Here is a 22234-nt window from a genome sequence, read left to right on the forward strand (position 1 = left end):
GCGATGTCCGACGACGTGTTCACCCTCGGCGGTACGGAGTTCTCGTCCCGGCTCATCATGGGCACCGGCGGCGCCCCCAGCCTGGACGTCCTGGAACGCTCCCTCGCCGCCAGCGGTACGGAGCTGACGACGGTCGCCATGCGGCGCCTGGACCCGACCGTCCAGGGCTCGGTCCTCTCCGTCCTGGAGCGCCTCGGCATCCGGGTCCTGCCGAACACGGCGGGCTGCTACACCGCGGGCGAGGCCGTCCTCACGGCCCGGCTGGCCCGGGAGGCGCTCGGCACCGACTGGATCAAGCTGGAGGTGGTCGCGGACGAGCGGACCCTCCTGCCGGACGGCGAGGAGCTCCTCGCCGCGGCCGAGACCCTGGTCGACGACGGCTTCGTGGTCCTCCCCTACACCAACGACGACCCGGTCCTCGCCCGGAAGCTGGAGGACGTGGGCTGCGCGGCGATCATGCCGCTCGGCTCCCCCATCGGCTCCGGCCTCGGGATCCGCAACCCGCACAACTTCCAGCTGATCGTGGAACGGGCGGGAGTGCCGGTGATCCTCGACGCGGGCGCGGGAACGGCCTCGGACGCTGCCCTCGCGATGGAGCTGGGGTGCGCGGCGGTGATGCTGGCGTCGGCGGTGACGCGCGCGCAGGAGCCGGTGCTGATGGCCTCGGCGATGCGGCACGCGGTCGCGGCGGGCCGCCTGGCCCACCGCGCGGGCCGCATCCCCCGCCGCCACTTCGCGGAAGCCTCGTCCCCGCCGGAGGGCCGCCCCCACCTGGACCCGGAACGCCCAGCCTTCTGACGCCCACCCGTGGCGGACGCCGGCCCCGCCGGGGCGGTGGCCCCTCGGTGGGCGCCGGTCCCGCCGGGGCGGTAGCCCCTCGGTGGGCGCCGGTCCGCCGGGGCGGTAGCCCCTCGGTGGGCGCCGGTCCGCCGGGGCGGTGCTCACCCTGTTGCGGGGCTGGGGCGCCGCCCACCCGCCCGGACGGCGCTCACCCAGTTGTGGGCAGTCGCTTCACCCGGGGCGGCGCCTCCGCCCACGCCGTTGTGGGCAGTCGTTCCGCAGGGCGGAACGGGTGGGCACGACGGACGGCGCCCCTTTGCCGGGCCTAGGCTCCCGCGCCCTGACCCGCACCGCGAGTGCGGCGCCGCTGGGTGCGGGTCCAAGCGCGGAAGGCGGAGGCGCCGCGGAGGGCGCCGTCCCGTGTGCCCACCCGTCCCGCCCTGCGGGACGCCTGCCCACACGGGTGGGTGGGCCCCCACGGACGCGAGGCGCTCGTCACAGGTGCGCTGCAGTCGCGGCCGGCCGCGCGGGCCCCCCACCCCCGGCTCGTAGACTCGTCGCCGTGGACACGACCCTTCAGGACCCCCTCGTCGGGCGGCTGCTCGACGGCCGCTACCGCGTCGACGGGCGCATCGCCGTCGGCGGGATGGCCACGGTCTACCGGGCCGTCGACACCCGCCTCGACCGCGTCCTCGCGCTCAAGGTGATGCACCCCGCGCTCGCCGCCGACGCCGTCTTCGTCGAGCGGTTCATCCGCGAGGCGAAGTCCGTCGCCCGGCTCGCGCACCCCAACGTCGTCGGCGTCTTCGACCAGGGCGCCGAGGGCGCGTACGTCTACCTGGCGATGGAGTACGTCGCCGGCTGCACCCTCCGCGACGTCCTGCGCGAGCGGGGCGCCCTCACGCCCCGTGCCGCGCTCGACATCCTGGAGCCGGTGCTCGCCGCGCTCGGCGCCGCGCACCGGGCCGGGTTCGTGCACCGGGACATGAAGCCGGAGAACGTCCTGATAGGGGATGACGGCCGGGTGAAGGTCGCCGACTTCGGTCTCGTACGGGCCGTGGGCTCGGCGACCGCCACCACCGGCTCGGTCCTCGGCACCGTCTCGTACCTCGCGCCGGAGCAGATCGAACACGGCACCGCCGACACCCGCGCCGACGTGTACGCCTGCGGGGTCGTCCTGTACGAGATGCTGACCGGCGCCAAGCCGCACTCCGGCGACACCCCGGCCCAGGTGCTCTACCAGCACCTGAACACCGACGTCCCCGCCCCGTCCGCCGGCGTCCCCGGGCTCGCCCCGGAGCTGGACGGCCTGGTCGCGGCCGCCACGGGCCGGAACCCCGACGCCCGCCCGGACGACGCCGTCGCCCTGCTCGCCCTCGTCCGGAAGGCCCGCGCCGGACTCGGCGACGAACAGCTGGACGCGGCTCCCCCGCTGGCGCGGTCCGAGCCCCGGAACACCGCGGAGGACCGGACGAGCGTGATCGCCCGCCCCGTACCCGCGGCGGCCGAGCACACCAACCGGCTGCCCGCCCCGGAGGCACCGCCCGCCGCCCGCAGGCGGCGCCCGCGCGGCCCGCTCCTCGTCGTCGCCGCCGTCCTGCTCGCCCTCGGTCTCGGCGCCGGCGTCTGGTACATCAACTCCGGCCAGTTCACCCGCGTCCCCGCCGTCCTCGGCCAGTCGGAGGGCGCCGCGACGAAACGTCTCGCCGACGCCGGTCTCGACGTAGGCGCCACGAAGCGCGCCTTCAGCGACGTGTACGAGCGCGGCACGGTCATGGCCGTCGACCCCGCCCCCGGCGAGCGCGTCCGGGGCAACGCCACGGTCACCCTCACGCTTTCCCGTGGCCCGGAGATCGTGAAGGTGCCCAACGTCCGGAACAAGCCCCTCGCGGAGGCCAGGCGCGCCCTGAAGAAGGAGGGCCTGGCCCCCGGGGTGGTCACTCACGAGTTCAGCGACTCCGTCGCACAGGGCTCCGTGATCAGCACCGACCCCGAGCCCGGCACCGAGCGCGGCCCCGACTCGGCCGTCGCCCTGGTCGTCAGCAAGGGCGCTCCGATCGACGTGCCCGACGTCAGCGGCGAGACCGTCGCCGACGCCACGGCCCTCCTCCAGGACGAGGGGCTCACCGTCGAGGTCGCCCCGGAGCGGATCAACTCCCTGGAGGACGCCGGCACCGTCGCCGCCCAGTCCCTCGCCGGGGGCAGCCGCGCCGCGGAGGGCGACGTCATCACGCTCACCGTCTCGAAGGGCCCGAAGCTCGTCGAGGTCCCGGACGTGACCGAGGAGTCGACCGCGGACGCGCGTGCGACCCTGGAGGACGCGGGCTTCGAGGTGGAGGTCAAGAAGTCCTTCCCCTATCTCGGCGACACGGTCGCGAGCCAGTCCGTCGAGGGCGGCGAGACCGCGCCCGAGGGCTCCACCATCACCCTCACGATCAAGGGACTCTAGAGACTCATGCGCAACCCCGTCGGCGGCCATGTCCCCGTGGCCGGTGGCCTCGCCACGACCGGCCTCGGCTACGCCCGCGAACTCGGCGCCGAGACCGTGCAGGTCTTCGTCGCCAATCCGCGCGGCTGGGCGACCCCCGTCGGCAACCCGGCCCAGGACGAACGGTTCCGTGCCGAGTGCGAGGCCGGGTCGATCTCGGCCTGGGTGCACGCCCCGTACCTGATCAACTTCGGCTCCCACACCGAGGCCACCGTGGAGAAGTCGGTGGAGTCCCTGCGGCACTCCCTGCGCCGGGGCCGGGAGATCGGCGCGAAGGGCGTGGTGGTGCACACCGGCTCGGCGACCGGCGGCCGGCCGCGCGAGGTGGCCCTCGCCCAGGTGCGGGAGCGGTTGCTGCCGCTCCTCGACGAGCTGACGCACGCGGACGATCCGTACCTGCTCCTGGAGTCGACGGCGGGCCAGGGGTCCTCCCTGTGCTCGCGGACCTGGGACTTCGGCCCGTACTTCGACGCGCTCGACCGTCACCCCAAGCTGGGCGTCTGCCTCGACACCTGCCACATCTTCGCGGCCGGGCACGACCTGACGGGCCCGCACGGGGCGGCACAGACGCTGGACCTGCTGGTGGAGACGGTCGGCGAGGGGCGGCTGAAACTGATCCACGCCAACGACTCGAAGGACGTCGTCGGCGCGCACAAGGACCGGCACGCGAACATCGGCGCCGGTCACATAGGGGAGGAGGCCTTCCGTGACCTCCTGCGCCATCCGGCCACCGAGAACGTACCGCTGGTCATCGAGACGCCCGGCGGCAAGGAGGGGCACGTCGCCGACATCGAGCTCCTGAAGAAGCTCCGCGAGCGCCGACGGTGATCATTTCCTCTTGAGGAATACCCTAGGGGGGTATGCGGTTCCCGTCATCGACGGCTGAAACCGCTACTCGAGGCTGGGGCACCCATGGAGCACGAAGCGCATACACACCACGAGGGCCATGAGGACCACGAGGGTCACGCCGGGCACCGGAGCCACCAGAGCCACGAGACCCACCCGGGTCACGGCGCCCACGAGGGCCACACCGCACACTCGGATCACTCAGGTCACGAAGCTGGCCACGCAGGGCACCACCACACCCCCGGCGCGGTCTCCTGGGGCATGGCCGCCCAGGCCACTCTGCACTGCCTCACCGGCTGCGCCATCGGCGAGGTCCTCGGCATGATCATCGGCACCGCGCTCGGCTGGGGCAACCTGCCGACGATGGTCCTCGCGATCATCCTGGCCTTCTTCTTCGGCTACGCACTGACCCTGCGCGGCATCCTCTCCGCCGGCGTCGACTTCAGGACGGCCTTCAAGGTCGCCCTCGCCGCCGACACCCTCTCCATCACCGTCATGGAACTCGTCGACAACGGCGTCATCGCCCTCTGGCCCGGCGCCATGGACGCGCACCTCGACGATCCGCTCTTCTGGATCGTGCTCGCGATCTCGCTCGGCGTCGCCTTCGTGCTGACCACTCCGGTCAACAAGTGGATGATCGGCCGTGGCAAGGGCCACGCGGTGGTCCACCAGTACCACCACTGAACAGGCGGTCCGGAGCGGCTACAGCTCCGGGCCGTCTCCCGGTTCCTCCTGGTACGAGTAGCGCTGCTCCGTCCACGGGTCACCGAGGTTGTGGTAGCCGCGCTCCTCCCAGAAGCCCCGGCGGTCGGCCGCCATGTACTCCACGCCCCGGACCCATTTGGGCCCCTTCCAGGCGTACAGGTGCGGGACGACGAGCCGCAGCGGGAAGCCGTGCTCGGCGGTGAGCAGCTCCCCGTCCTTGTGGGTGGCGAAGATCGTACCGTCCGCGGCGAAGTCGGCGAGGCGCATGTTGGCGCTGTAGCCGTACTCGGCCCAGACCATCACATGCGTCACATGGGGCGCGGGCGGAGCGAGCTCCAGGACCGTGCGGGCGGGAACCCCGCCCCATTCGGCCCCGAGCATGCTGAACTTCGTGACGCAGTGCAGATCGGCCACGACCGTGGAGAACGGGAGGGCCGAGAACTCCTCGTGGTTCCAGCACCGCTTGTCGCCGTCGGCCGTCGCCCCGAAGACGCGGAACTCCCAGCGGTCCGGCTTGAACTTGGGGACGGGCCCGTAATGGGTGACCGGCCAGCCGCGCTGGAGCCGCTGCCCCGGCGGAAGGTTGGGCGAACGATCCGGCTGACCCGCTTCCCGGTGTACTCCGCTCTCCGGCTGACCCATGTCATCCATGGTGACAGACGGCGAGGGGTGGTCATGACCAGGCGACCACCCGGGCGACCCGATTCGGGCAAGTCCGACTAAGCCTGCACTTACTGGACGCCCCCCATTCGGGGTGCGAGGATGCGGCCATCCCGCCTAGTGACGGCGTAGACACGTAGCGTGGAAGGATCCTGAAGCGATGCAGGGCGACCCCGAGGTCCTCGAGTTCCTCAACGAGCAGCTGACCGGCGAGCTGACGGCCATCAACCAGTACTGGCTGCACTACCGCATCCAGGACAACAAGGGGTGGACGAAGCTCGCCAAGTACACCCGCGAAGAGTCCATCGACGAGATGAAGCACGCGGACAAGCTGACCGAGCGCATCCTGATGCTCGACGGCCTGCCCAATTACCAGCGGCTCTTCCACGTGCGGGTCGGCCAGACGATCACCGAGATGTTCCAGGCGGACCGCCAGGTCGAGGTGGAGGCGATCGACCGGCTCAGGCGTGGGATCGAGGTCATGCGCGCCAAGGGGGACATCACGTCCGCCAACCTCTTCGAGGAGATCCTCGCGGACGAGGAGCACCACATCGACTACCTGGACACGCAGCTGGAGCTGATCGAGTCCCTGGGCGAGGCGCTGTACGTCTCGACGCTCATCGAGCAGCCCAGCTAGCCGCCTAGGCGGCTTCCCGGAGCTCCGCGACCGTCTCCGTCGTCAGGGCGGGCATGCCCTGGTCCAGGAGCTCGCGTCGCGGGCAGTTGCCACGCCCCAGAATGGCCTGAATGCGACGGACGCAGGAACCGCAGTCCGTGCCGGCCTTGCAGGCGGAGGCTATCTGGCGAGGCGTGCACGCGCCCGCGTCCGCATGCTCCTTGACCTGCTTCTCCGTGACACCGAAGCATGAGCAGACGTACACGCGGTTCACCTCCCACCGGGACTCCATAAGGCTAACCTAACCTTACCCGGCACCCCGGAGCCCCGACAGCCCCGGATACGACGATGGGGCACGGATCACAGCGATCCGTGCCCCGTCGTCGTAGGAAGCCACCTACTGATCGCGGTACATCTCCGCCACCAGGAAGGCCAGGTCGAGCGACTGGCTGCGGTTGAGTCGCGGGTCGCAGGCCGTCTCGTAGCGCTGGTGCAGGTCGTCGACGAAGATCTCGTCGCCGCCGCCCACGCACTCGGTGACGTCGTCACCGGTGAGCTCGACGTGGATGCCGCCCGGGTGGGTGCCGAGCTCCTTGTGGACCTCGAAGAAGCCCTTGACCTCGTCGAGCACGTCGTCGAAGCGGCGGGTCTTGTGGCCGGAGGCGGCCTCGAAGGTGTTGCCGTGCATCGGGTCGGTGACCCAGGCGACGACCGCGCCGGAGGCGGTGACCTTCTCGACCAGCTCGGGGAGCTTGTCGCGGACCTTGTCGGCGCCCATGCGGACGATGAAGGTCAGCCGGCCCGGCTCGCGCTCGGGGTCGAGACGGTCGATGTAGGTGAGCGCCTCGTCCACCGAGGTGGTCGGGCCCAGCTTGATGCCGATCGGGTTCGCGATCCGCGAGGCGAACTCGATGTGGGCGTGGTCGAGCTGGCGGGTGCGCTCACCGATCCAGACCATGTGGCCGGAGGTGTCGTACAGCTTGCCGGTGCGCGAGTCCGTACGGGTCAGGGCGCCCTCGTAGTCGAGCAGCAGCGCCTCGTGGGAGGCGTAGAACTCGACGGCCTTGAACTCGGCCGGGTCGGTGCCGCAGGCCTTCATGAAGTTCAGGGCGTTGTCGATCTCGCGGGCGAGCGCCTCGTAGCGCTGGCCCGAGGGGGACGACTTCACGAAGTCCTGGTTCCAGGCGTGCACCTGGCGCAGGTCGGCGTAGCCACCGGTGGTGAAGGCGCGGACCAGGTTGAGCGTGGAGGCGGAGGCGTTGTACATCCGCTTCAGCCGCTCGGGGTCCGGGATACGGGCCTTCTCGTTGAAGTCGAAGCCGTTGACCGAGTCGCCGCGGTAGGTCGGCAGGGTCACGCCGTCCCGGGTCTCGGTCCCCTTGGAGCGGGGCTTCGAGTACTGGCCGGCGATCCGGCCGACCTTCACGACGGGCACGGAGGCCGCGTAGGTGAGGACGGCGCTCATCTGGAGCAGCGTCTTGAGCTTGGCCCTGATGTGATCGGCGGACACGCCGTCGAAGGCCTCGGCGCAGTCGCCGCCCTGGAGCAGGAACGCCTCGCCACGGGCGACGGCTCCCATCCGGGCGCGCAGCTGGTCGCACTCGCCGGCGAAGACGAGCGGAGGATACGACTCGAGGTCCGCGATCACATCGCGCAGAGCCTCGGCATCGGGGTACTCGGGCTGCTGCGCCGCGGGCAGGTCTCGCCAGGTCGCCTTGGCGACGGCGTGGGAATCAGCGTTCACGGTCACCTGCACAACATTACGGGTTCTTCGTCCGGTCCTGTCCCACTGCCCAGTGGCTGAGACGCGCGCCCGAAGTGCCCGCCGCCGATCTTCCCCGCCGAGTGGTGTTACCCTCTGGCCCGTTTAACAAGAGCAAAGTCGAGTTGGTAGGGGTGGGCGTGACCCAGAGGCACCGCAGGGATCGCAAGAAGAAGAGACTCTTGTACGGAGCGGCGGCAGCGGTCGTCGCCACCGCCACCATCGGCACCCTCGCGGTCGCCTCCCCGAGCCTCCTCGGGGCGGCGGGCGACGGCGGGCCCGGGGATGACGCTTCCCTCCAGACGCAGTTCGCAAACGCGGCGCGCGAGTTCGATGTGCCGCAGAGCGTGCTGATGGCGGTGTCGTACCAGCAGACCCGGTGGGAGTCGCACGACGGCGAGCCGAGCACGACCGGCGCGTACAACGTCATGGGTCTGACGAAGGTCGACCCGGAGGACGTCAACCAGAAGGTCACCGACGAGCAGATCGAGCACTTCAACGGCTCCGGCCGGCCGGAGATCGAGAAGACCTTCGACCGCGAGAAGGTCCGGAGCATCCTGCAGAAGGCGGCCGTCGACACCGACGATCCCCGGCTCCACACCCTGGACAAGGCCGCCGAGCTGATCGACAGCTCCGCCGAGAGCGTCCAGAACGACACCGCCGCGTCCATCCGCGCCGGCGCCGCCCTTCTGGCCGAGTACCAGAAGCAGGCGGGGGCCGAGCCGTCGGAGGACCCGGGCGACTGGTACCCGGCGGTGGCGCGCTACAGCCAGTCCCCCGAGAAGAAGGGCGCCGACCTCTTCGCGAAGCGCGTCTTCGACTCGATCAGGACCGGTGAGCGGGCGCTCACCCTCGACGGCGAGCAGGTCGCCCTGCCGGCCGACCCCACGGTCGAGCCGGTCAAGCCGGCGAACGTGCCGCTGGCCGCGACCTTCGCGAGCACCACGGCCACGCCGACCGTCGATTGCCCCTCGGGTCTGAACTGCAACTTCGTGCCGGTCCGCACGGACCCCGCGAACCCCAACAAGCGCAACTACACCCTCGGTGACCGCCCCAACCAGGGCGTGGGCATCCGCCAGATCGTCATCCACGACACCGAGGGCGGATACGACGGTTCCCTCGACGCTCTGACCAACCCGAACGTCCCGGGCAGCGCGCACTACCTGATCCGCGCCTCGGACGGCCTGGTCACCCAGATGCTCGAGAACAAGAACCTGGCGTGGCACGCGGGCAACTGGACGCACAACATGCACGCCATCGGCGTCGAGCACGAGGGCTTCGCCATCAAGGAGGGAAGCTGGTACACCGAGCCGCAGTACCGCTCCTCCGCGGCGCTGGTGAAGTACCTGGCGACCAAGTACGGCGTGCCCATCGACCGTGAGCACATCATCGGCCACGACGAGGTGGCGCTCCAGACGGACGGCGACGTCGCCAGCCTCCACTGGGACGCGGGTCCGTACTGGGACTGGAACTACTACATGTCCCTCCTCGGCGCCCCGCAGGGCGACAAGGGCGCCGGCGGCCTCCTCCAGGCCGGTCAGGTGGTCCGGGTGGTCCCGCCGTTCACCACGGCGAACCAGCCGCAGCTGAGCACCGGCGGCACGGCCGTCCCGGCACGCCCGTCGAACTTCGGCTACCTCTACACGTCGCCTTCGACCAGCGCGACGACGCTGAAGGACCCGTACTACACCTCGCTCTGGTCCGAGGGGTCGAACTACGGCAACAAGGTCCGCGCCGGCGGCCTGTACGTCGTCGCCGAGGCCCGCACCGACTGGACGGCGATCTGGTACGCGGGCGAGAAGGCCTGGTTCTACAACCCGGGCGGTCAGTACACCGCGCCGGTGACCGGCGCCACGACGGTGAAGCTGAAGTCGGGCCTCGCCTCGACCAAGGTCTTCGGCCGTTCCTTCCCGGAGACCGCCGCCTACACCGCGGCCGGACTGTCCGCGCCGGGCGACGAGAACGACCCGCTGTCGAAGTTCACCTTCGCCTCCGGCCAGGCCTATGTGAAGGCCGGTCCGGCGGTGAACGGCGACGACTGGTTCGGGTCCGCCCAGAAGAACGTCGTCGGCTCCACGCTCTTCGTGCCCATCCGCTTCCACCACAAGATCGTCTGGGTGAAGCAGAGCGACATCGTGGAGGCGTCGGGCGCCGCCCCGGTCACCGCGACCAACCGCTACAACCTGCTCGCCCGTGACGGCTCCGGCGTCCTCTGGCAGTACCAGGGCACCGGTTCCGGCACCGCTCCCTTCCTGGCCAAGTACCGGGTCGGGCCCGGGTGGCAGGTCTACAACGCCATCACGCCGATGACCGCCCTGCGGGCCGACGGGACCGGGGACATGGTCGCCCGGGACAAGGACGGCGTGCTCTGGTACTACCAGGGCAGCGGCAACCCGAGCACGCCGTTCAAGGCCCGCCTCCGGGTCGGAGCCGGCTGGAACGTCTACAACAAGCTCCTCGGCGCGCGGGACATGAACGCCGATGGCAGGCCGGACCTGATCGCCCGCGACGCCTCGGGCGTCCTCTGGCTGTACACGAACACGGGCGCCTCCCCGAACCCCTTCGCGACCCGGGTCAAGGTCGGCGGCGGCTGGAACGTCTACAACGAGCTCATCAGCACCGGCGACATGACCGGTGACGGCAAGCCGGACCTGATCGCGCGCGACACGGCCGGCGTGCTGTGGCTGTACAAGAACACGGGCGGCTCCCCGAACCCGTACGCCACCCGTGCCAAGGTCGGCGGCGGCTGGGGCGTCTACAACGTCATGGTCGGACCGAGCGACCTGGACAAGGACGGGCAGCCGGACCTGATCGCCCGGGACGGCTCCGGCGTGCTCTGGTTCTACAAGAACACGAACGGCTACCCGAACCCGTACGCCCCCCGGGTGCAGGTCGGCGGCGGCTGGCAGGGCTACAACCTGATCGTCTGATCCGCATGCTCCGGCCTCGGGGCCCGGCTCGCGCCGTCCATGGTGCGGACCGGGCCCCGTTGCCGTGTCCGGCTGGGTTACAGTGCTCGCATGTTGTACGCGTCGCAGATCCAGAACTGGTGGTGGACCGCTCATCCGGCGGCCCACTGATCTCGCGTACACCGACTGACACGCGAAGGCCGCCCGAGGGGCGGCCTTTCTCGTACCCGGGGCCGTTCCTCCTCTCCGTACCCCCGGAAGGAACGACACGCCCCATGGACCTCTCCCGTCTCCTCGACGAGTCCTGCCCTCCCTTCGCCCTGCTGCGCCGGCGCACCCCCGGCCGCGACCACGACACCGTCGAGGTGCTGATCGGCCGGGTCCACGAGGCCGAGCGCCTCGCGGAGCTGCCCGTGGGGCCGCGGCCGGCGCTCGCGCTCGTGCCGTTCCGCCAGATCCGGGAGCGCGGATTCGACGTGCGGGACGACGGCACCCCGCTCTCCGTGCTCGTCGCCGACGAGTCGTACGAACTGCCGCTCGCCCGGGCCCTGGCGCAGCTGCCCGCCCATGACGTGCGGGTGGAGGGCGGCGGGTTCGACATTTCCGACGAGGCGTACGCGCAGACCGTGCGGCGGGTCATCGACGAGGAGATCGGCTCCGGCGAGGGCGCGAACTTCGTGATCCGGCGCACCTACACCGGTGAGATCCCGGGCTTCGGGCGCGCCGACGCGCTCGCCCTGTTCCGGCGGCTGCTGGCGGGCGAGCGGGGCGCGTACTGGACGTTCGTCGTGCACACCGGGGACCGGACGCTCGTCGGGGCGAGCCCCGAGGTGCACGTCCGGATGTCGGGCGGGACGGTCGTGATGAACCCGATCAGCGGCACGTACCGCTACCCGGCCGGTGCCGCGCCGACCGCCGAGGACCTGCTCGCCTTCCTCGCCGACCGGAAGGAGACCGAGGAGCTCTCCATGGTGGTGGACGAGGAGCTGAAGATGATGTGCACGGTCGGCGACATGGGCGGGGTGGTGGTCGGGCCGCGGCTGAAGGAGATGGCCCATCTCGCGCACACGGAGTACGAGTTGCGCGGCCGGTCCTCGCTGGACGTGCGGGAGGTGCTGCGGGAGACGATGTTCGCGGCGACCGTGACCGGGTCGCCCGTGCAGAACGCCTGCCGGGTGATCGAGCGTCACGAGAGCGGCGGGCGCGGCTACTACGCGGGCGCGCTGGCCCTGCTCGGCACGGACGAGAGCGGGGCGCAGACCCTGGACTCCCCCATTCTGATCCGTACCGCCGACATCTCCGCCGACGGCCGGCTGCGGGTGCCGGTGGGCGCGACGCTCGTGCGGCACTCGGACCCCGCGGGCGAGGTCGCCGAGACGCACGCGAAGGCGGCGGGCGTGCTGACGGCTCTGGGGGTACGGGAGGGCCGGGCGCGCGACGAGGGCCCGGCCGCGCCCCGGCTCGGCGACGACCCCCGGGTGCGGGCTGCGCTCGACGCGCGCCGCGCGGACCTCGCGCCGTTCTGGCTGAAGATGCAGGTCCGGTCGGCGGAGCTGGCCGGGCACGCGCTCGTGGTCGACGCCGAGGACACCTTCACGGCGATGCTGGCGCACGTGCTGCGCTCCTCGGGCCTCGAGGTGTCGGTGCTCCGCTACGACGAGCCGGGGCTGCGGGAGCTGGCGCTCGCCCACGAGGGTCCGGTCGTCCTGGGGCCCGGCCCGGGGAACCCCTCGGACGCCGCCGACCCGAAGATGCGCTTCCTGCGCGGCCTGACGGCGGAGCTCGTACGGGGGCACCGTCACGGTCTCCTGGGCGTCTGCCTCGGACACGAGCTGATCGCGGCCGAACTGGGCCTGGACATCGTCCGCAAGCGGACCCCGTTCCAGGGGGCCCAGCTGCGGATCGACCTCTTCGGGCAGGAGCGGACGGTCGGCTTCTACAACAGCTTCACCGCCCGCTGCGACGACCGGACGGCGACGGAGCTCGCGCTGCACCGCATCGAGGTGAGCCGGGACGCGGAGACCGGTGAGGTGCACGCCCTGCGCGGGCCGGGCTTCGCCGGGGTGCAGTTCCACCCGGAGTCGGTGCTCACGCTGGACGGGGCGGCGCTCACCGCCTCCCTGCTCGCGGGCGTCCTCGTGTAGGAGTCCTCGGGATGTTCTCGCCACGCCCCGGGGCGCGGCGAGAAGACCCGGGCGACGGTGGGACCGAGGCGCTCAGGCGTCGTCGAGGCCGCGCTCGATGGCGTACCGGACGAGCTCCACCCGGTTGTGCAGCTGGAGCTTGCCCAGGGTGTTCTGGACGTGGTTCTGCACCGTGCGGTGCGAGATGACCAGGCGCTCGGCGATCTGCTTGTAGCTGAGGCCCTTCGCGACGAGCCGGAGGACCTCCGTCTCGCGCTCGGTCAGCTGCGGGGCCTTCGGCTCGCCGGCGCCGGCCGCCGGGGCCGGCTCGGAGGCGAGCCTGCGGTACTCGCCGAGAACCAGTCCGGCCAGCCCCGGCGTGAAGACGGGGTCGCCGACGGCCGTCCGGCGGACCGCGTCGATCAGCTCCTCCGTACTGGCCGACTTGAGGAGGTAGCCGGTGGCGCCGGACTTGACCGCCTCCAGGACGTCCGCGTGCTCGCCGCTCGCCGAGAGGACGAGGACCCGCAGCTCGGGCCTGCCGCCGACGAGCTCCTTGCAGACCTGGACGCCCGGCTTGACCGGCAGGTTCAGGTCCAGGACGAGGACGTCGGGACCGGCCGCGAGGGCGCGGCGCACGGCCTGCTCCCCGTCGCCGGCGGTGGCGACCACGTCGAAGCCCTCCTCGGCCAGGTCGCGGGCCACCGCGTCCCGCCACATCGGATGGTCGTCGACGACCATCACCTTGATCCGCTGCTCGCTCACTTCTCCCCTGCCTTCCCCCGTGGAACCTTCAACTCGACTTCCGTGCCCTGGCCGGGGACCGAGATCAGCTCGGCCGTGCCGCCCAGATCCCGCAGTCTCCCCCGGATGGACAGGGCGACGCCCATCCGGCCCTCGCCCTCCGCCTCGGCGAGGCGGCCCTCCGGGATGCCGGGGCCGTCGTCCCGGACGGTGACGATCACCTCGTCCGGCCAGTCCTCGACCAGGATCCACGCGTGCGCGTCCTCCCCGGCGTGCACCCGGACGTTGTCCAGGGCGGCGCCGACCGCGGCGGCCAGCTCGCGCGCGGCGGGCGGCGGCAGCAGGACCGGGGCGCCCGGCTCGGAGAGGGTGACCCGGGTCCCGGCGCGCGGGGCGAGCAGGACCCGGAGGTCGGTGGGCGAGTCGCCCGCGCCGTAAGGCGGTTCGTCGTCCACCTCGACGACCCGGACGACGGCGCCCTCGGACTCGTCCTCGGAGACCAGGCTCGGCCGGGTGAGGCCGCCCGCGACGAGGGTGCGCAGGGCCACCTCCTGCTCCCCCGCCATCCGGCCGAGTTCGGCCGCCTCGCCGCCGAGCGCCGTGCCGCGCCGCTGCACCATCGCGAGGACCTGGAGGACGCTGTCGTGGATGTCGCGGGCGAGCCGCTCCCGTTCCCGGGTCGCGGCCTCGATCTCCAGGGCGCGGGCGAGGGTGCGCTCGGAGGCGCGGGCGACCTCGACGACGTAGCCGATGGCGATGGAGGCGACCCAGACGAGGAGCACGTTGTGGAAGGTGTCCCGGCTGGGGTGGCCGCGCTCGACGATGTTGGCGACGGCGACGAGGGAGGAGGCGACGCCGGCCCAGCGCCAGCCGCCCTTGATGGCGTACGCGAGGACGGAGCCGGCGGTCCATATCGACGGCAGGGTGGGGCCGTCGGACGACTGGGCCTGGGCGTCGGCGAGCGGGGTGAGGAGGATGCCGACGAGAGCGACGGTGAGGTCGGCGGCGAGGAAGCGCCTGGTGCAGCCGGCGGCGTTCGCCACCTTGGGGAGGGTGGCGAGGGTCCAGCAGCACAGCACCGCGAGGTAGCCGACGGCGATCCACGGCCGCTCGAACCCCTCGCGGCCGAACGCGAACAGCAGGACCGCGTAGACCATCGTCAGGACGCGGTAGCCGGTCAGCGCCCGCCACAGCGGCTGCTCGACCGACATGCGCACGACACGCTCGCGCTTGGCCATCTCCCCCACCCCCGAGTCCCCGCGGGGGCTTACGCGCCGGACTCTTCCCGAGCGGCGATCTCGGCCTTGACGGCCTCCTTGGCCGCCTTCTCCGCCTCCGCGATCTGCCGCTTGGCGGCGGTGGCGTAGATGTCGACGTACTCCTGGCCGGACAGCTTCATGATCTCGTACATGACCTCGTCGGTCACCGAGCGGAGGATGAAGCGGTCCCCCTCCATGCCCTGGTAGCGGGTGAAGTCCAGCGGCTTGCCGATCCGGATCCCCGGGCGCATCAGCTTGGGGAGGACCTTGCCGGGCGGCTGGATCTTCTCGGTGTCGATCATGGCGACCGGGATCACGGGCGCGCCGGTGGCCAGGGCGACGCGCGCCAGACCGCCGGGCTTGCCCCGGTACAGCCGGCCGTCGGGCGAGCGGGTGCCCTCGGGGTAGATCCCGAAGAGACCGCCGCCCTCGATGACCTCGATACCGGCCTTGATGGCCGCCTCGCCCGCGCCGCGGGCACCCGAACGGTCCACCGGGAGCTGGCCGACTCCCTTGAAGAACGCGGCGGTGAGCTTGCCCTTCACGCCCGGGGTGGTGAAGTACTCGGCCTTGGCGATGAAGGTGACCTTGCGGTCCAGGACGGCGGGCAGGAAGAAGGAGTCCGAGAAGGACAGGTGGTTGCTCGCGAGGATCGCGGGCCCTTCGGCGGGGATGTTCTCCAGACCCTCCACCCACGGCCGGAAGGCGAGCTTCAGGGACCCCCCGAGGGAGAACTTCATTGCGCCGTAGATCAACTCGCCAAGCCTTCCGTGTGCCGTCGCCATGACTTTATCCCGTACCGGCGCACGGCCCCCGCTACGGCCCTGGTCGGTGTCGGTCCGGTCGCGTACCGTGAAGGTCCTTCCCCGTATTCCGTCGCTCCGGCGCGCACACCCGCGGACGCCGGAGTCGCAACCGAACAGGAGACCCCGGTGCCGGTCCTTCCCGGAGCCGAGCCGTACCGCCATGAAGGCGGAGAGGTCGGCGTCCTTCTCTGTCACGGATTCACCGGTTCCCCGCAGTCGATGCGCCCGTGGGCCGAGTACCTGGCCGAGCGCGGCCTGTCGGTGTCGGTGCCGCTGCTGCCGGGCCACGGCACCCGCTGGCAGGACATGCAGCTCACCACCTGGCACGACTGGTACGCGGAGGTGGACCGCGCCCTGGGCGAGCTCCGGGAGCGGTGCCGGACCGTCTTCGTCTTCGGCCTCTCCATGGGCGGGGCCCTCACGCTGCGTCTCGCCGCACGCCACGGCGACGCGGTCCGGGGCATCGTCCTCGTCAACCCGGCCAACAAGGTGCACGGCCTGGCTGCGCACGCGCTGCCCGTCGTCCGGCACCTGGTCCCCTCCACGAAGGGCATCGCCAGCGACATCGCCAAGGAGGGCGTGACCGAGCTCGGCTACGACCGGGTGCCGCTGCACGCCGCGCACACCATGCGCCGGTTCTTCCGGATCGTGGACGCGGAGCTCCCGCAGGTCACCCAGCCGGTGGTACTGCTCCACAGCCCCCAGGACCATGTCGTGCCGCCCGCCGACTCGGCCCGGATCCTCTCCCGGATCTCCTCGACGGACGTCCGGGAGGTCCTGCTGGAACAGAGCTACCACGTGGCGACGTTGGACCATGACGCGGAGCGGATCTTCGACGAGAGCCTGGCCTTCATCGAGCGTCTGGCCCCGGATCTGGTCGACGGGAAGGGGAGCAGGAGCGGTGGCTGAGCAGCAGGACGGCGGAGAGCGGGAGCCGCAGCCCATCGACGAGGAGGCGGCCTGGGCCGCGATCGTCGCCGGTTACGGCGAGGAGCCCGCGGATCCTCCGGGGGCGAGGCCGTTCCGTACCGTCGAGAACCTGTCGCTGCCGGAACCCGAGGACGAGGACCCGGCGGACGGTGGCGGCGCCGCCGGGGAGGTCCGGCCCGTGAAGGGCGCGGCCTGGAAGCCCCGGCCGAAGCCCGCGGAGACCGCGCCGGGGGCCGGGGAAGGCGCCGAGGCGGACGAGGAGCCGGAGGCGGGGCCGGAGCGGCCCGCACTCGGCAGCTCGATCGTGTTCGCGCCCGGGGTGCGGGCCGGTGGCCCCCGGGACTACTCGCCGGCCGAACCGGACGACGCGGTGGACGGCTCCGACGAGGGTTTCGTCCCGCCGGAACCGCCCCCGCTGCCCGAGGCGGACGCGACGACCAAGTTCGCCTGGCTCGCGGTCGTCGGCGGCCCGGTCCTGATGCTGGTCGCCGTCCTCCTCCAGTGGGACATGACCTGGTGGCTGACGACGCTCTGCGTGGGCGGCTTCCTGGGCGGCTTCGCGACCCTGGTGGGCCGTATGAAGCACGACGACGATGACGACGGCTTCGACGACCCGGGGCGCGGGGCGGTCGTGTAGGAGGTTCTACCCGGCGGGTACCCGGACCGCCGCCAGCACCGGCAGGTGATCGGTGGCGGCCCGCAGGTCCGCCGGGTCGAGGTCCGTCGGGACGCCGCAGCCGAGGAACTCGACGCCCGCGGTCGCCAGGATCGCGTCGATGCGCTGGTGCGGGTCGGCGGGGGTCGAGGTGTGTTCGCCGCCCCAGGGGCTGACCGCCCAGCCGTCCTGGAGCTCCTTCGTGAGGCGGGTGAAGGCAGGGCCGTCGGGGCGTTCGTTCAGGTCGCCGGCGACGAGGGCGTACGGGGTGCCGAGCGCGGCGACCTGGTCGAGGACCATCCCGGCCTGGGCGTACCGCTCCTCCTTCCGCAGGCTGAGGTGGCAGCTGACCAGGCCGACCCGGGCTCCGCCGAAGCGGACGACGGCGGTCGCGAGCCCGCGCCGGTGCAGACCGGGTGTGAGTGGCAGCAGGACGTCCTCGGTGCGCTCCACGGTGGCCCGCAGGGAGCAGAGCAGGAGCGGTCCGGCCGCGGTGGCGCCGCCGGACAGCATGACGAGCTCGCTCTTGGCGGCGAGCCGGGCGGCGTGTTTGCGCCAGCGGAAGAAGCGGGGGGCCTCCTGGACGAAGACGAGGTCGGGGGCGCAGGCGCGGATCACCCTGGCGAGGGCGTCCTCGTCGTCGCGCATCGAGCGGACGTTGTAGCTCAGGACCCGGAGGACGGCCGAACCGTCGCTCTCGGTGCGGGAGTTGGGCAGCTCACTGATCGCCATGACGGTCAACATACGACGACCGCCCGCCGGGTCCTGGAGGACGCGGCGGGCGGTCGTCGTATGCCGGTACGGAAGTCAGCCCTGGCGGGCGAGGTCCGCGGCGCCGACCAGGCCGGCCTTGCCGCCGAGCTGGGCCGCGAGGACCTGCGCGTGCGGGCGCCACTGGCCGCCGATCAGCCAGCGCCGGAAGGACTTGCGGATCGGGTCGAGGACGAGGTCGCCCTCGTCCGAGACGCCGCCGCCGACGATGAACGCCGACGGGTCGAAGAGCGAGGCCAGGTCGGCGAGACCGGCACCCGCCCAGCGGGCCAGCTCGCGGAAGGAGTCGATGGCCACCGGGTCGCCCGCGCGGGCGGCCTCGCTGACGTGCTTGCCCTCGATGCCGTCCGGGGTGCCGTCGCCGAGACCGAGGAGGATCTGCGCGCGCTCCGGGGTGGCGTTGGCGCGCTGCCGGGCGTACCGGACGAGGGCGCGCCCGGAGGCGTACTGCTCCCAGCAGCCCTGGCTTCCGCAGCCGCACAGCAGGCCGTCCGGGACGACCCGGATGTGGCCGAACTCGGCGGCCACGCCGAAGCGTCCGCGCCGCAGCTTGTTGCCGATGATGATGCCGCCGCCGAGGCCGGTGCCGAGGGTGATGCAGATGACGTCCTCGTGGCCCTGGCCGGCGCCGAAGCGGTACTCGCCCCAGGCCGCCGCGTTGGCGTCGTTCTCCACTACCACGGGCAGGCCGACCCGCTGCTCGACCTTGTCCTTGAGCGGCTCGTGCCGCCAGTCGATGTTCGGCGCGAAGAGGACGGTGGCACGCTTGTCGTCGACGTAGCCGGCGGCTCCGATGCCGACGGCCTCGATCTGGTACCCCTTGCCGGCCTCGGAGACCGCGGCGCAGATGGCGTCGACGATGCCTTCGGGGGTCGGCGGGGTGGGCACGGTGTGCGTGTCGAGGATGTTGCCCTCCTCGTCGACCACGCCGGCCGCGATCTTCGTGCCGCCGATGTCGACGCCGATGGTGAGTCCCATGTGTCCCTCAGTTTTCGGTCGAGCCCCGCTAAGGCCCACCGTACCCGAGGGGAAAGGGCCCACCGGTCAGTCGAGGTCGATGTGCTGGCCGGTTCCGGGCCCCTCGTCGTCCTTGCGGTCGCCCTGGTGATCGTCCTCGTGGGACGCGTCCGGGTCCGCGTCCCAGCGCGGGTCGTCGGCGTCGGGGACGGCGCCGCCGCGGGTCCAGCGGCTCTCGTGGCCCTCGACGGCGGAGCGGTAGGCGGCGAGCAGTTCGCTGCCGGCGGCGGCGAGGTGGTCGAAGACCTGCGGGTTGCGCTCGATGACGGGCTCGACGACGGCCTTCGCCTGGTTGACGAGGTGCTGCACGGTCTGCGCGGCCTGGCCGCCGAGGAGCGGGTTCCCGAGGCCGCCGGAGACCTTGTCGGCCACGGCCTCGAAGAGCTTGCGGAACTCCTCCGCGGGCGAGCCGGGCTCGGCCTCGCGCTGCGCGCGGCGGCGGGCCTTCTCCGCCTCCAGGTCCTCGGCACAGGCCTTGGCCCAGGCGTCCGAATCGCTCATGGCGTACTCCTCAATGGCTGCTACTTCGACGGTACACGCCGGTTCAGGGGGTACGGGGCCAGAGTCCCGGGTCGGGGGTGAAGCGGACCCGGAGGTCCCCGTCGACGAGCCCCGCGCCGGTGACGGTGCAGCGCCGCAGGGCGCCGGGCAGGGGGACGCCGCTGCGGAACGGGCCGACGGTCAGGAGCAGTTCGTCACCGCGCCGGACGAGCGAGAGCTCCTCCTTGACGGCGCCCGGCAGCGGGATGTGCCAGACGAGGACACCGTCCTCCTCGCGCCGGTCCTCGACGGCCCACTCCGGTACGGGGGTGGGCACCGCGTCGGGCCGGACGGCCGCGAGGAGGGCCAGGTCCTCGGCCCCGCGCGGGGCGCGGCCGAGGTGCGGGAGCTCGTACAGCTCGTACGGCTCCTCGCCGGCGGTACGGAGCTCCGCGAGGTGCCGGTGCTGTTCGGCGGTGAGTCCGGCGAGCCAGGGGTCCTCGGAGGCCGCGGGCAGGATCCGGTTGGCGACGACGGCGTCGAGCGCGAGGCGCTGGACGGCGAGGCCGAGCCGGGCGGTGCGCAGGGCGCGGGCGGCGCCGGGGCCGGGTTCGAGGACGAGGCGGACGGTGGTGGCGGGGGCCTCGACGACGCCCTGGACGGCGGCGAGCTCGGCCTCCCAGCGGGCGGTGGTCTCGTACAGCCACTGCGCGGGCATGGGGACGCCGGCGAGCTGGGCGAGCATCGGACGCAGGGCGCGGGCGGCCTGGCGTTCGGGGGGCAGGAGGCGGCGCAGGTAGCGGCGGAGCTGGCCGGGGAGGGCGAGGAGGGCGAGGGCCTCGGGAAGCGGGGGCAGGTCGACGACGGCGACGTCGTGCTCGCCCTCGGAGGCGTCGCGCAGGGCCCGCAGCAGGGCGAACTGCCGGCTCCCGGGGAGTTCGGTGAGCTCGGCGTCCTCGAAGGGGGCGGCGCCGAGGAGGTCGAGGGCGGCGGAGGAACGGGCCTGGAGGGCGAGGAACTCCCGGCGGAAGTCGGCGCCGGGCCGGGGGCGCAGCACCCGAACGCCCGGGAGCGGGCCGGCGTCACCCTCCTCGGAGACGAGCAGGACCCGACGGCCGGCCCGCGCCCGCGCCTCGGCGAGGGCGGTGGCGGCGGCGAGGGTGGAGCGCCCGGCGCCGCCGGGGCCGGTGACAAGAATGATCCGCATGCGGGGGAACGTTACCGGCCGCGATCGCGGCCACTGGCCGCGCGGCCGCACGGGGCCCCCGGAGCGCTACGCGCCCGATTCCACCCGCTGCTTGAGGCCCGCCAGGGCTCGGTCGATGATGACCTTCTCGGCCTTGCGCTTGATCATGCCGAGCATGGGGATCTTGACGTCGACGGTCAGCTGGTACGTGACCTCCGTGCGGTCGCCGGCCCCGACCGGCTTCAGGAGGTAGGAGCCGTCGAGGGAGCGGAGCATCTGGGAGCGGACCAGGGTCCAGCTGACCTCGTTGTTCCCGGTCCAGGTGTACGCGAGGGTGTGGTCGTCCCTGATCGCGCCCGCGTCGAGCAGCAGCCGCACCTTCTCCGCGCGGCCGGCGGCGTCGGCCTCCAGGACCTCGGCCTCCTTCACCTCGCCCGTCCACTCGGGGTAGCGGGCGAAGTCGGCGATCACGCCCATGACGTCGGCCGGCGCCGCCTCGATGGTGATGCTCGAGCTGGTGTGTTCGGCCATCGGGTGGCTCCTCCACTGTGCGGTCCGGCGGAAGTCAAGGGCACAGGCGTGCCGACGGAAGGCTATCGCGCCGTGACTCCGGGCCCGTCACCACTCCAGGGCGAAGGGTCTGCCGGTCGACGCGAAATGGCCGACGTTCACGCACTCGGTGGTGGCGATCCGCATCCGCCGGGCGAGCGGCTGGTGGACGTGGCCGAAAAAGGCGTACCGGGGGCGGACGCGGTGGATGGCGTCGAGCAGGGCCCGGCTGCCGCGCTCGAAGCGGCGGGCCACCGTGTCGTAGGTCAGCTCCGGCACGTCGGGCGGGATGTGGGAGCACAGGACGTCGACGTCGCCGAGGGCCTCGACCTTCGCCGCGTACTCCTCGTCCGAGATCTCGTAGGGCGTGCGCATGGGGGTGCGCAGGCCGCCGCCGACGAAGCCGAAGACGAGGCCGCCGAGCTCGATCCGGTCGCCGTCGAGGACGGTGGTGCCGGGGCGGGCGTACTCGGGCCAGAGCCGGGGGAGGTCCACGTTCCCGTAGGTGGCGTACGTGGGGGCGGGGAAGGCGGCGAAGAGTTCGGCGTACTGGCGGCGCACGGCGGCCTCGACGGCGGTCTCGCGATCGACGTCGAGTTCGGCCCAGAGGCGTCGGCCCAGGTCGCGGGCCTCGTCGAAGCGGCGGGCGGTGCGGAGCTCGACGATCCGGTCGGCGTTCTCGGCGCCGAAGAGGTCGGGGAAGATGCCCCGGCTGTGGTCGGCGTAGTCGAGGAAGAGGACGAGGTCGCCGAGGCATATCAGGGCGTCGGCGCCCTCTCCCGCCTTGGCGAGGTCGCCGGCGTTGCCGTGCACGTCACTGACCACATGGACTCGCATGAGCCCACCTTAGGGGGTGTCACCTGCGGTTACTTGGGAGTCGTGAAAGCTGTGGATTACTGTGCGCAGAGCACCGTCACGCATGTGTGACGCACGGAACATCTGGCCGGG

Annotated in this window: 22 protein-coding genes; 10 read left to right on the top strand and 12 right to left on the bottom strand. The window is 72.2% G+C overall.

All coding sequences use genetic code 11. The features are described 5' to 3' along the window. Positions 1 to 3: 3 nt before the first annotated feature. The 4 genes from ACZ51I_RS01560 (at position 4) to ACZ51I_RS01575 (ending at position 4798) form a co-directional block, all read left to right on the top strand. The gene (locus ACZ51I_RS01560; protein ID WP_468870782.1) at positions 4 to 798 is read left to right on the top strand and encodes a thiazole synthase; all 795 of its coding nucleotides are present in this window, start codon (positions 4 to 6) and stop codon (positions 796 to 798) included. A 544-nt stretch (positions 799 to 1342) separates the two neighbouring features. After that, positions 1343 to 3229, top strand: coding sequence for a Stk1 family PASTA domain-containing Ser/Thr kinase (gene pknB / locus ACZ51I_RS01565; protein WP_468870783.1), 1887 nt, complete (start codon positions 1343 to 1345; stop codon positions 3227 to 3229). A gap of 6 nt (positions 3230 to 3235) precedes the next feature. Beyond that, positions 3236 to 4096 carry a deoxyribonuclease IV gene (locus ACZ51I_RS01570; protein ID WP_468870784.1) on the top strand — a complete coding sequence of 287 codons (861 nt, stop codon included), beginning with the start codon at positions 3236 to 3238 and terminating at the stop codon, positions 4094 to 4096. Between the two features lie 84 nt (positions 4097 to 4180). Next, positions 4181 to 4798, top strand: coding sequence for a DUF4396 domain-containing protein (locus ACZ51I_RS01575; protein WP_468870785.1), 618 nt, complete (start codon positions 4181 to 4183; stop codon positions 4796 to 4798). Between the two features lie 18 nt (positions 4799 to 4816). Here the strand turns inward: ACZ51I_RS01575 and ACZ51I_RS01580 are convergent, their stop codons facing one another. After that, positions 4817 to 5461, bottom strand: a complete 645-nt coding sequence (locus ACZ51I_RS01580) for a sulfite oxidase-like oxidoreductase (protein WP_468870786.1) — start codon at positions 5459 to 5461, stop codon at positions 4817 to 4819. A gap of 178 nt (positions 5462 to 5639) precedes the next feature. Between ACZ51I_RS01580 and bfr the strand changes: the two genes are divergently transcribed. Continuing rightward, positions 5640 to 6116 carry a bacterioferritin gene (bfr, locus tag ACZ51I_RS01585; RefSeq protein WP_030693948.1) on the top strand — a complete coding sequence of 159 codons (477 nt, stop codon included), beginning with the start codon at positions 5640 to 5642 and terminating at the stop codon, positions 6114 to 6116. Positions 6117 to 6120: 4 nt separating this feature from the next. On the opposite strand, the gene ACZ51I_RS01590 is transcribed toward bfr, so the two are convergent. Beyond that, positions 6121 to 6369, bottom strand: a complete 249-nt coding sequence (locus ACZ51I_RS01590; protein WP_468871668.1) for a (2Fe-2S)-binding protein — start codon at positions 6367 to 6369, stop codon at positions 6121 to 6123. A gap of 123 nt (positions 6370 to 6492) precedes the next feature. Further along, positions 6493 to 7845: a class II 3-deoxy-7-phosphoheptulonate synthase gene (locus ACZ51I_RS01595; RefSeq protein WP_468870788.1), complete on the bottom strand. Its 1353-nt coding sequence runs from the start codon at positions 7843 to 7845 to the stop codon at positions 6493 to 6495. Positions 7846 to 7997: 152 nt separating this feature from the next. Between ACZ51I_RS01595 and ACZ51I_RS01600 the strand changes: the two genes are divergently transcribed. From ACZ51I_RS01600 to ACZ51I_RS01610, 3 genes are all read left to right on the top strand, one after another. Beyond that, positions 7998 to 10787, top strand: coding sequence for an N-acetylmuramoyl-L-alanine amidase (locus ACZ51I_RS01600; protein ID WP_468870790.1), 2790 nt, complete (start codon positions 7998 to 8000; stop codon positions 10785 to 10787). A 90-nt stretch (positions 10788 to 10877) separates the two neighbouring features. Next, the gene (locus tag ACZ51I_RS01605; RefSeq protein ID WP_361695931.1) at positions 10878 to 10937 is read left to right on the top strand and encodes a trp operon leader peptide; all 60 of its coding nucleotides are present in this window, start codon (positions 10878 to 10880) and stop codon (positions 10935 to 10937) included. A 104-nt stretch (positions 10938 to 11041) separates the two neighbouring features. Then, a complete protein-coding gene (locus tag ACZ51I_RS01610) occupies positions 11042 to 12910 on the top strand; it encodes an anthranilate synthase family protein (RefSeq protein WP_468870792.1) in 1869 nt (622 codons plus the stop codon). Positions 12911 to 12982: 72 nt separating this feature from the next. Here the strand turns inward: ACZ51I_RS01610 and ACZ51I_RS01615 are convergent, their stop codons facing one another. Genes ACZ51I_RS01615 through ACZ51I_RS01625 form a run of 3 tightly spaced genes read right to left on the bottom strand, consistent with a single transcriptional unit; the run spans position 12983 to position 15647 of the window. Continuing rightward, positions 12983 to 13630, bottom strand: coding sequence for a response regulator (locus ACZ51I_RS01615; protein ID WP_468871669.1), 648 nt, complete (start codon positions 13628 to 13630; stop codon positions 12983 to 12985). 20 nt (positions 13631 to 13650) lie between these two features. Further along, the gene (macS, locus tag ACZ51I_RS01620) at positions 13651 to 14871 is read right to left on the bottom strand and encodes a MacS family sensor histidine kinase (protein ID WP_468870793.1); all 1221 of its coding nucleotides are present in this window, start codon (positions 14869 to 14871) and stop codon (positions 13651 to 13653) included. 29 nt (positions 14872 to 14900) lie between these two features. Continuing rightward, on the bottom strand, positions 14901 to 15647 hold the full coding sequence (locus tag ACZ51I_RS01625) for a lysophospholipid acyltransferase family protein (protein ID WP_468870795.1): 747 nt from the start codon (positions 15645 to 15647) through the stop codon (positions 14901 to 14903). 177 nt (positions 15648 to 15824) lie between these two features. On the opposite strand from ACZ51I_RS01625, the gene ACZ51I_RS01630 reads away from it, so the two are divergent. Further along, positions 15825 to 16607 carry an alpha/beta hydrolase gene (locus ACZ51I_RS01630; protein ID WP_468870796.1) on the top strand — a complete coding sequence of 261 codons (783 nt, stop codon included), beginning with the start codon at positions 15825 to 15827 and terminating at the stop codon, positions 16605 to 16607. After that, the gene (locus ACZ51I_RS01635; protein WP_468870797.1) at positions 16600 to 17265 is read left to right on the top strand and encodes a hypothetical protein; all 666 of its coding nucleotides are present in this window, start codon (positions 16600 to 16602) and stop codon (positions 17263 to 17265) included. The genes ACZ51I_RS01630 and ACZ51I_RS01635 overlap by 8 nt, the downstream gene beginning before the upstream one ends. 6 nt (positions 17266 to 17271) lie before the next feature. Here the strand turns inward: ACZ51I_RS01635 and ACZ51I_RS01640 are convergent, their stop codons facing one another. From ACZ51I_RS01640 to ACZ51I_RS01665, 6 genes are all read right to left on the bottom strand, one after another. After that, a complete protein-coding gene (locus ACZ51I_RS01640) occupies positions 17272 to 18015 on the bottom strand; it encodes an endonuclease/exonuclease/phosphatase family protein (RefSeq protein WP_468870798.1) in 744 nt (247 codons plus the stop codon). 75 nt (positions 18016 to 18090) lie between these two features. Then, positions 18091 to 19032, bottom strand: coding sequence for an ROK family glucokinase (locus ACZ51I_RS01645; RefSeq protein WP_468870799.1), 942 nt, complete (start codon positions 19030 to 19032; stop codon positions 18091 to 18093). A gap of 66 nt (positions 19033 to 19098) precedes the next feature. Beyond that, positions 19099 to 19572, bottom strand: a complete 474-nt coding sequence (locus ACZ51I_RS01650; RefSeq protein WP_468870800.1) for a DUF5304 domain-containing protein — start codon at positions 19570 to 19572, stop codon at positions 19099 to 19101. Positions 19573 to 19615: 43 nt separating this feature from the next. Further along, positions 19616 to 20758, bottom strand: coding sequence for an ArsA family ATPase (locus tag ACZ51I_RS01655; RefSeq protein ID WP_468870801.1), 1143 nt, complete (start codon positions 20756 to 20758; stop codon positions 19616 to 19618). A 66-nt stretch (positions 20759 to 20824) separates the two neighbouring features. After that, positions 20825 to 21268 carry an SRPBCC family protein gene (locus ACZ51I_RS01660; RefSeq protein WP_468870803.1) on the bottom strand — a complete coding sequence of 148 codons (444 nt, stop codon included), beginning with the start codon at positions 21266 to 21268 and terminating at the stop codon, positions 20825 to 20827. A gap of 87 nt (positions 21269 to 21355) precedes the next feature. After that, on the bottom strand, positions 21356 to 22123 hold the full coding sequence (locus ACZ51I_RS01665) for a metallophosphoesterase family protein (protein WP_468870804.1): 768 nt from the start codon (positions 22121 to 22123) through the stop codon (positions 21356 to 21358). Between the last annotated feature and the right edge of the window lie 111 nt (positions 22124 to 22234).

The sequence above is a fragment of the Streptomyces sp. NPDC034084 genome (genome assembly GCF_055575535.1).

What these genes read in the sequence shown, in the direction of transcription:
- ACZ51I_RS01645 (WP_468870799.1), bottom strand. Translation starts at nt 19,032, where the DNA reads ATGGGACTCACCATCGGCGTCGACATCGGCGGCACGAAGATCGCGGCC.
- ACZ51I_RS01665 (WP_468870804.1), bottom strand. Translation starts at nt 22,123, where the DNA reads ATGCGAGTCCATGTGGTCAGTGACGTGCACGGCAACGCCGGCGACCTC.
- ACZ51I_RS01560 (WP_468870782.1), top strand. Translation starts at nt 4, where the DNA reads ATGTCCGACGACGTGTTCACCCTCGGCGGTACGGAGTTCTCGTCCCGG.
- ACZ51I_RS01580 (WP_468870786.1), bottom strand. Translation starts at nt 5,461, where the DNA reads ATGGGTCAGCCGGAGAGCGGAGTACACCGGGAAGCGGGTCAGCCGGAT.
- macS (WP_468870793.1), bottom strand. Translation starts at nt 14,871, where the DNA reads ATGGCCAAGCGCGAGCGTGTCGTGCGCATGTCGGTCGAGCAGCCGCTG.
- ACZ51I_RS01615 (WP_468871669.1), bottom strand. Translation starts at nt 13,630, where the DNA reads ATGGTCGTCGACGACCATCCGATGTGGCGGGACGCGGTGGCCCGCGAC.
- ACZ51I_RS01660 (WP_468870803.1), bottom strand. Translation starts at nt 21,268, where the DNA reads ATGGCCGAACACACCAGCTCGAGCATCACCATCGAGGCGGCGCCGGCC.
- ACZ51I_RS01610 (WP_468870792.1), top strand. Translation starts at nt 11,042, where the DNA reads ATGGACCTCTCCCGTCTCCTCGACGAGTCCTGCCCTCCCTTCGCCCTG.
- ACZ51I_RS01575 (WP_468870785.1), top strand. Translation starts at nt 4,181, where the DNA reads ATGGAGCACGAAGCGCATACACACCACGAGGGCCATGAGGACCACGAG.
- ACZ51I_RS01655 (WP_468870801.1), bottom strand. Translation starts at nt 20,758, where the DNA reads ATGCGGATCATTCTTGTCACCGGCCCCGGCGGCGCCGGGCGCTCCACC.
- ACZ51I_RS01650 (WP_468870800.1), bottom strand. Translation starts at nt 19,572, where the DNA reads ATGAGCGATTCGGACGCCTGGGCCAAGGCCTGTGCCGAGGACCTGGAG.
- ACZ51I_RS01640 (WP_468870798.1), bottom strand. Translation starts at nt 18,015, where the DNA reads ATGGCGATCAGTGAGCTGCCCAACTCCCGCACCGAGAGCGACGGTTCG.
- ACZ51I_RS01570 (WP_468870784.1), top strand. Translation starts at nt 3,236, where the DNA reads ATGCGCAACCCCGTCGGCGGCCATGTCCCCGTGGCCGGTGGCCTCGCC.
- bfr (WP_030693948.1), top strand. Translation starts at nt 5,640, where the DNA reads ATGCAGGGCGACCCCGAGGTCCTCGAGTTCCTCAACGAGCAGCTGACC.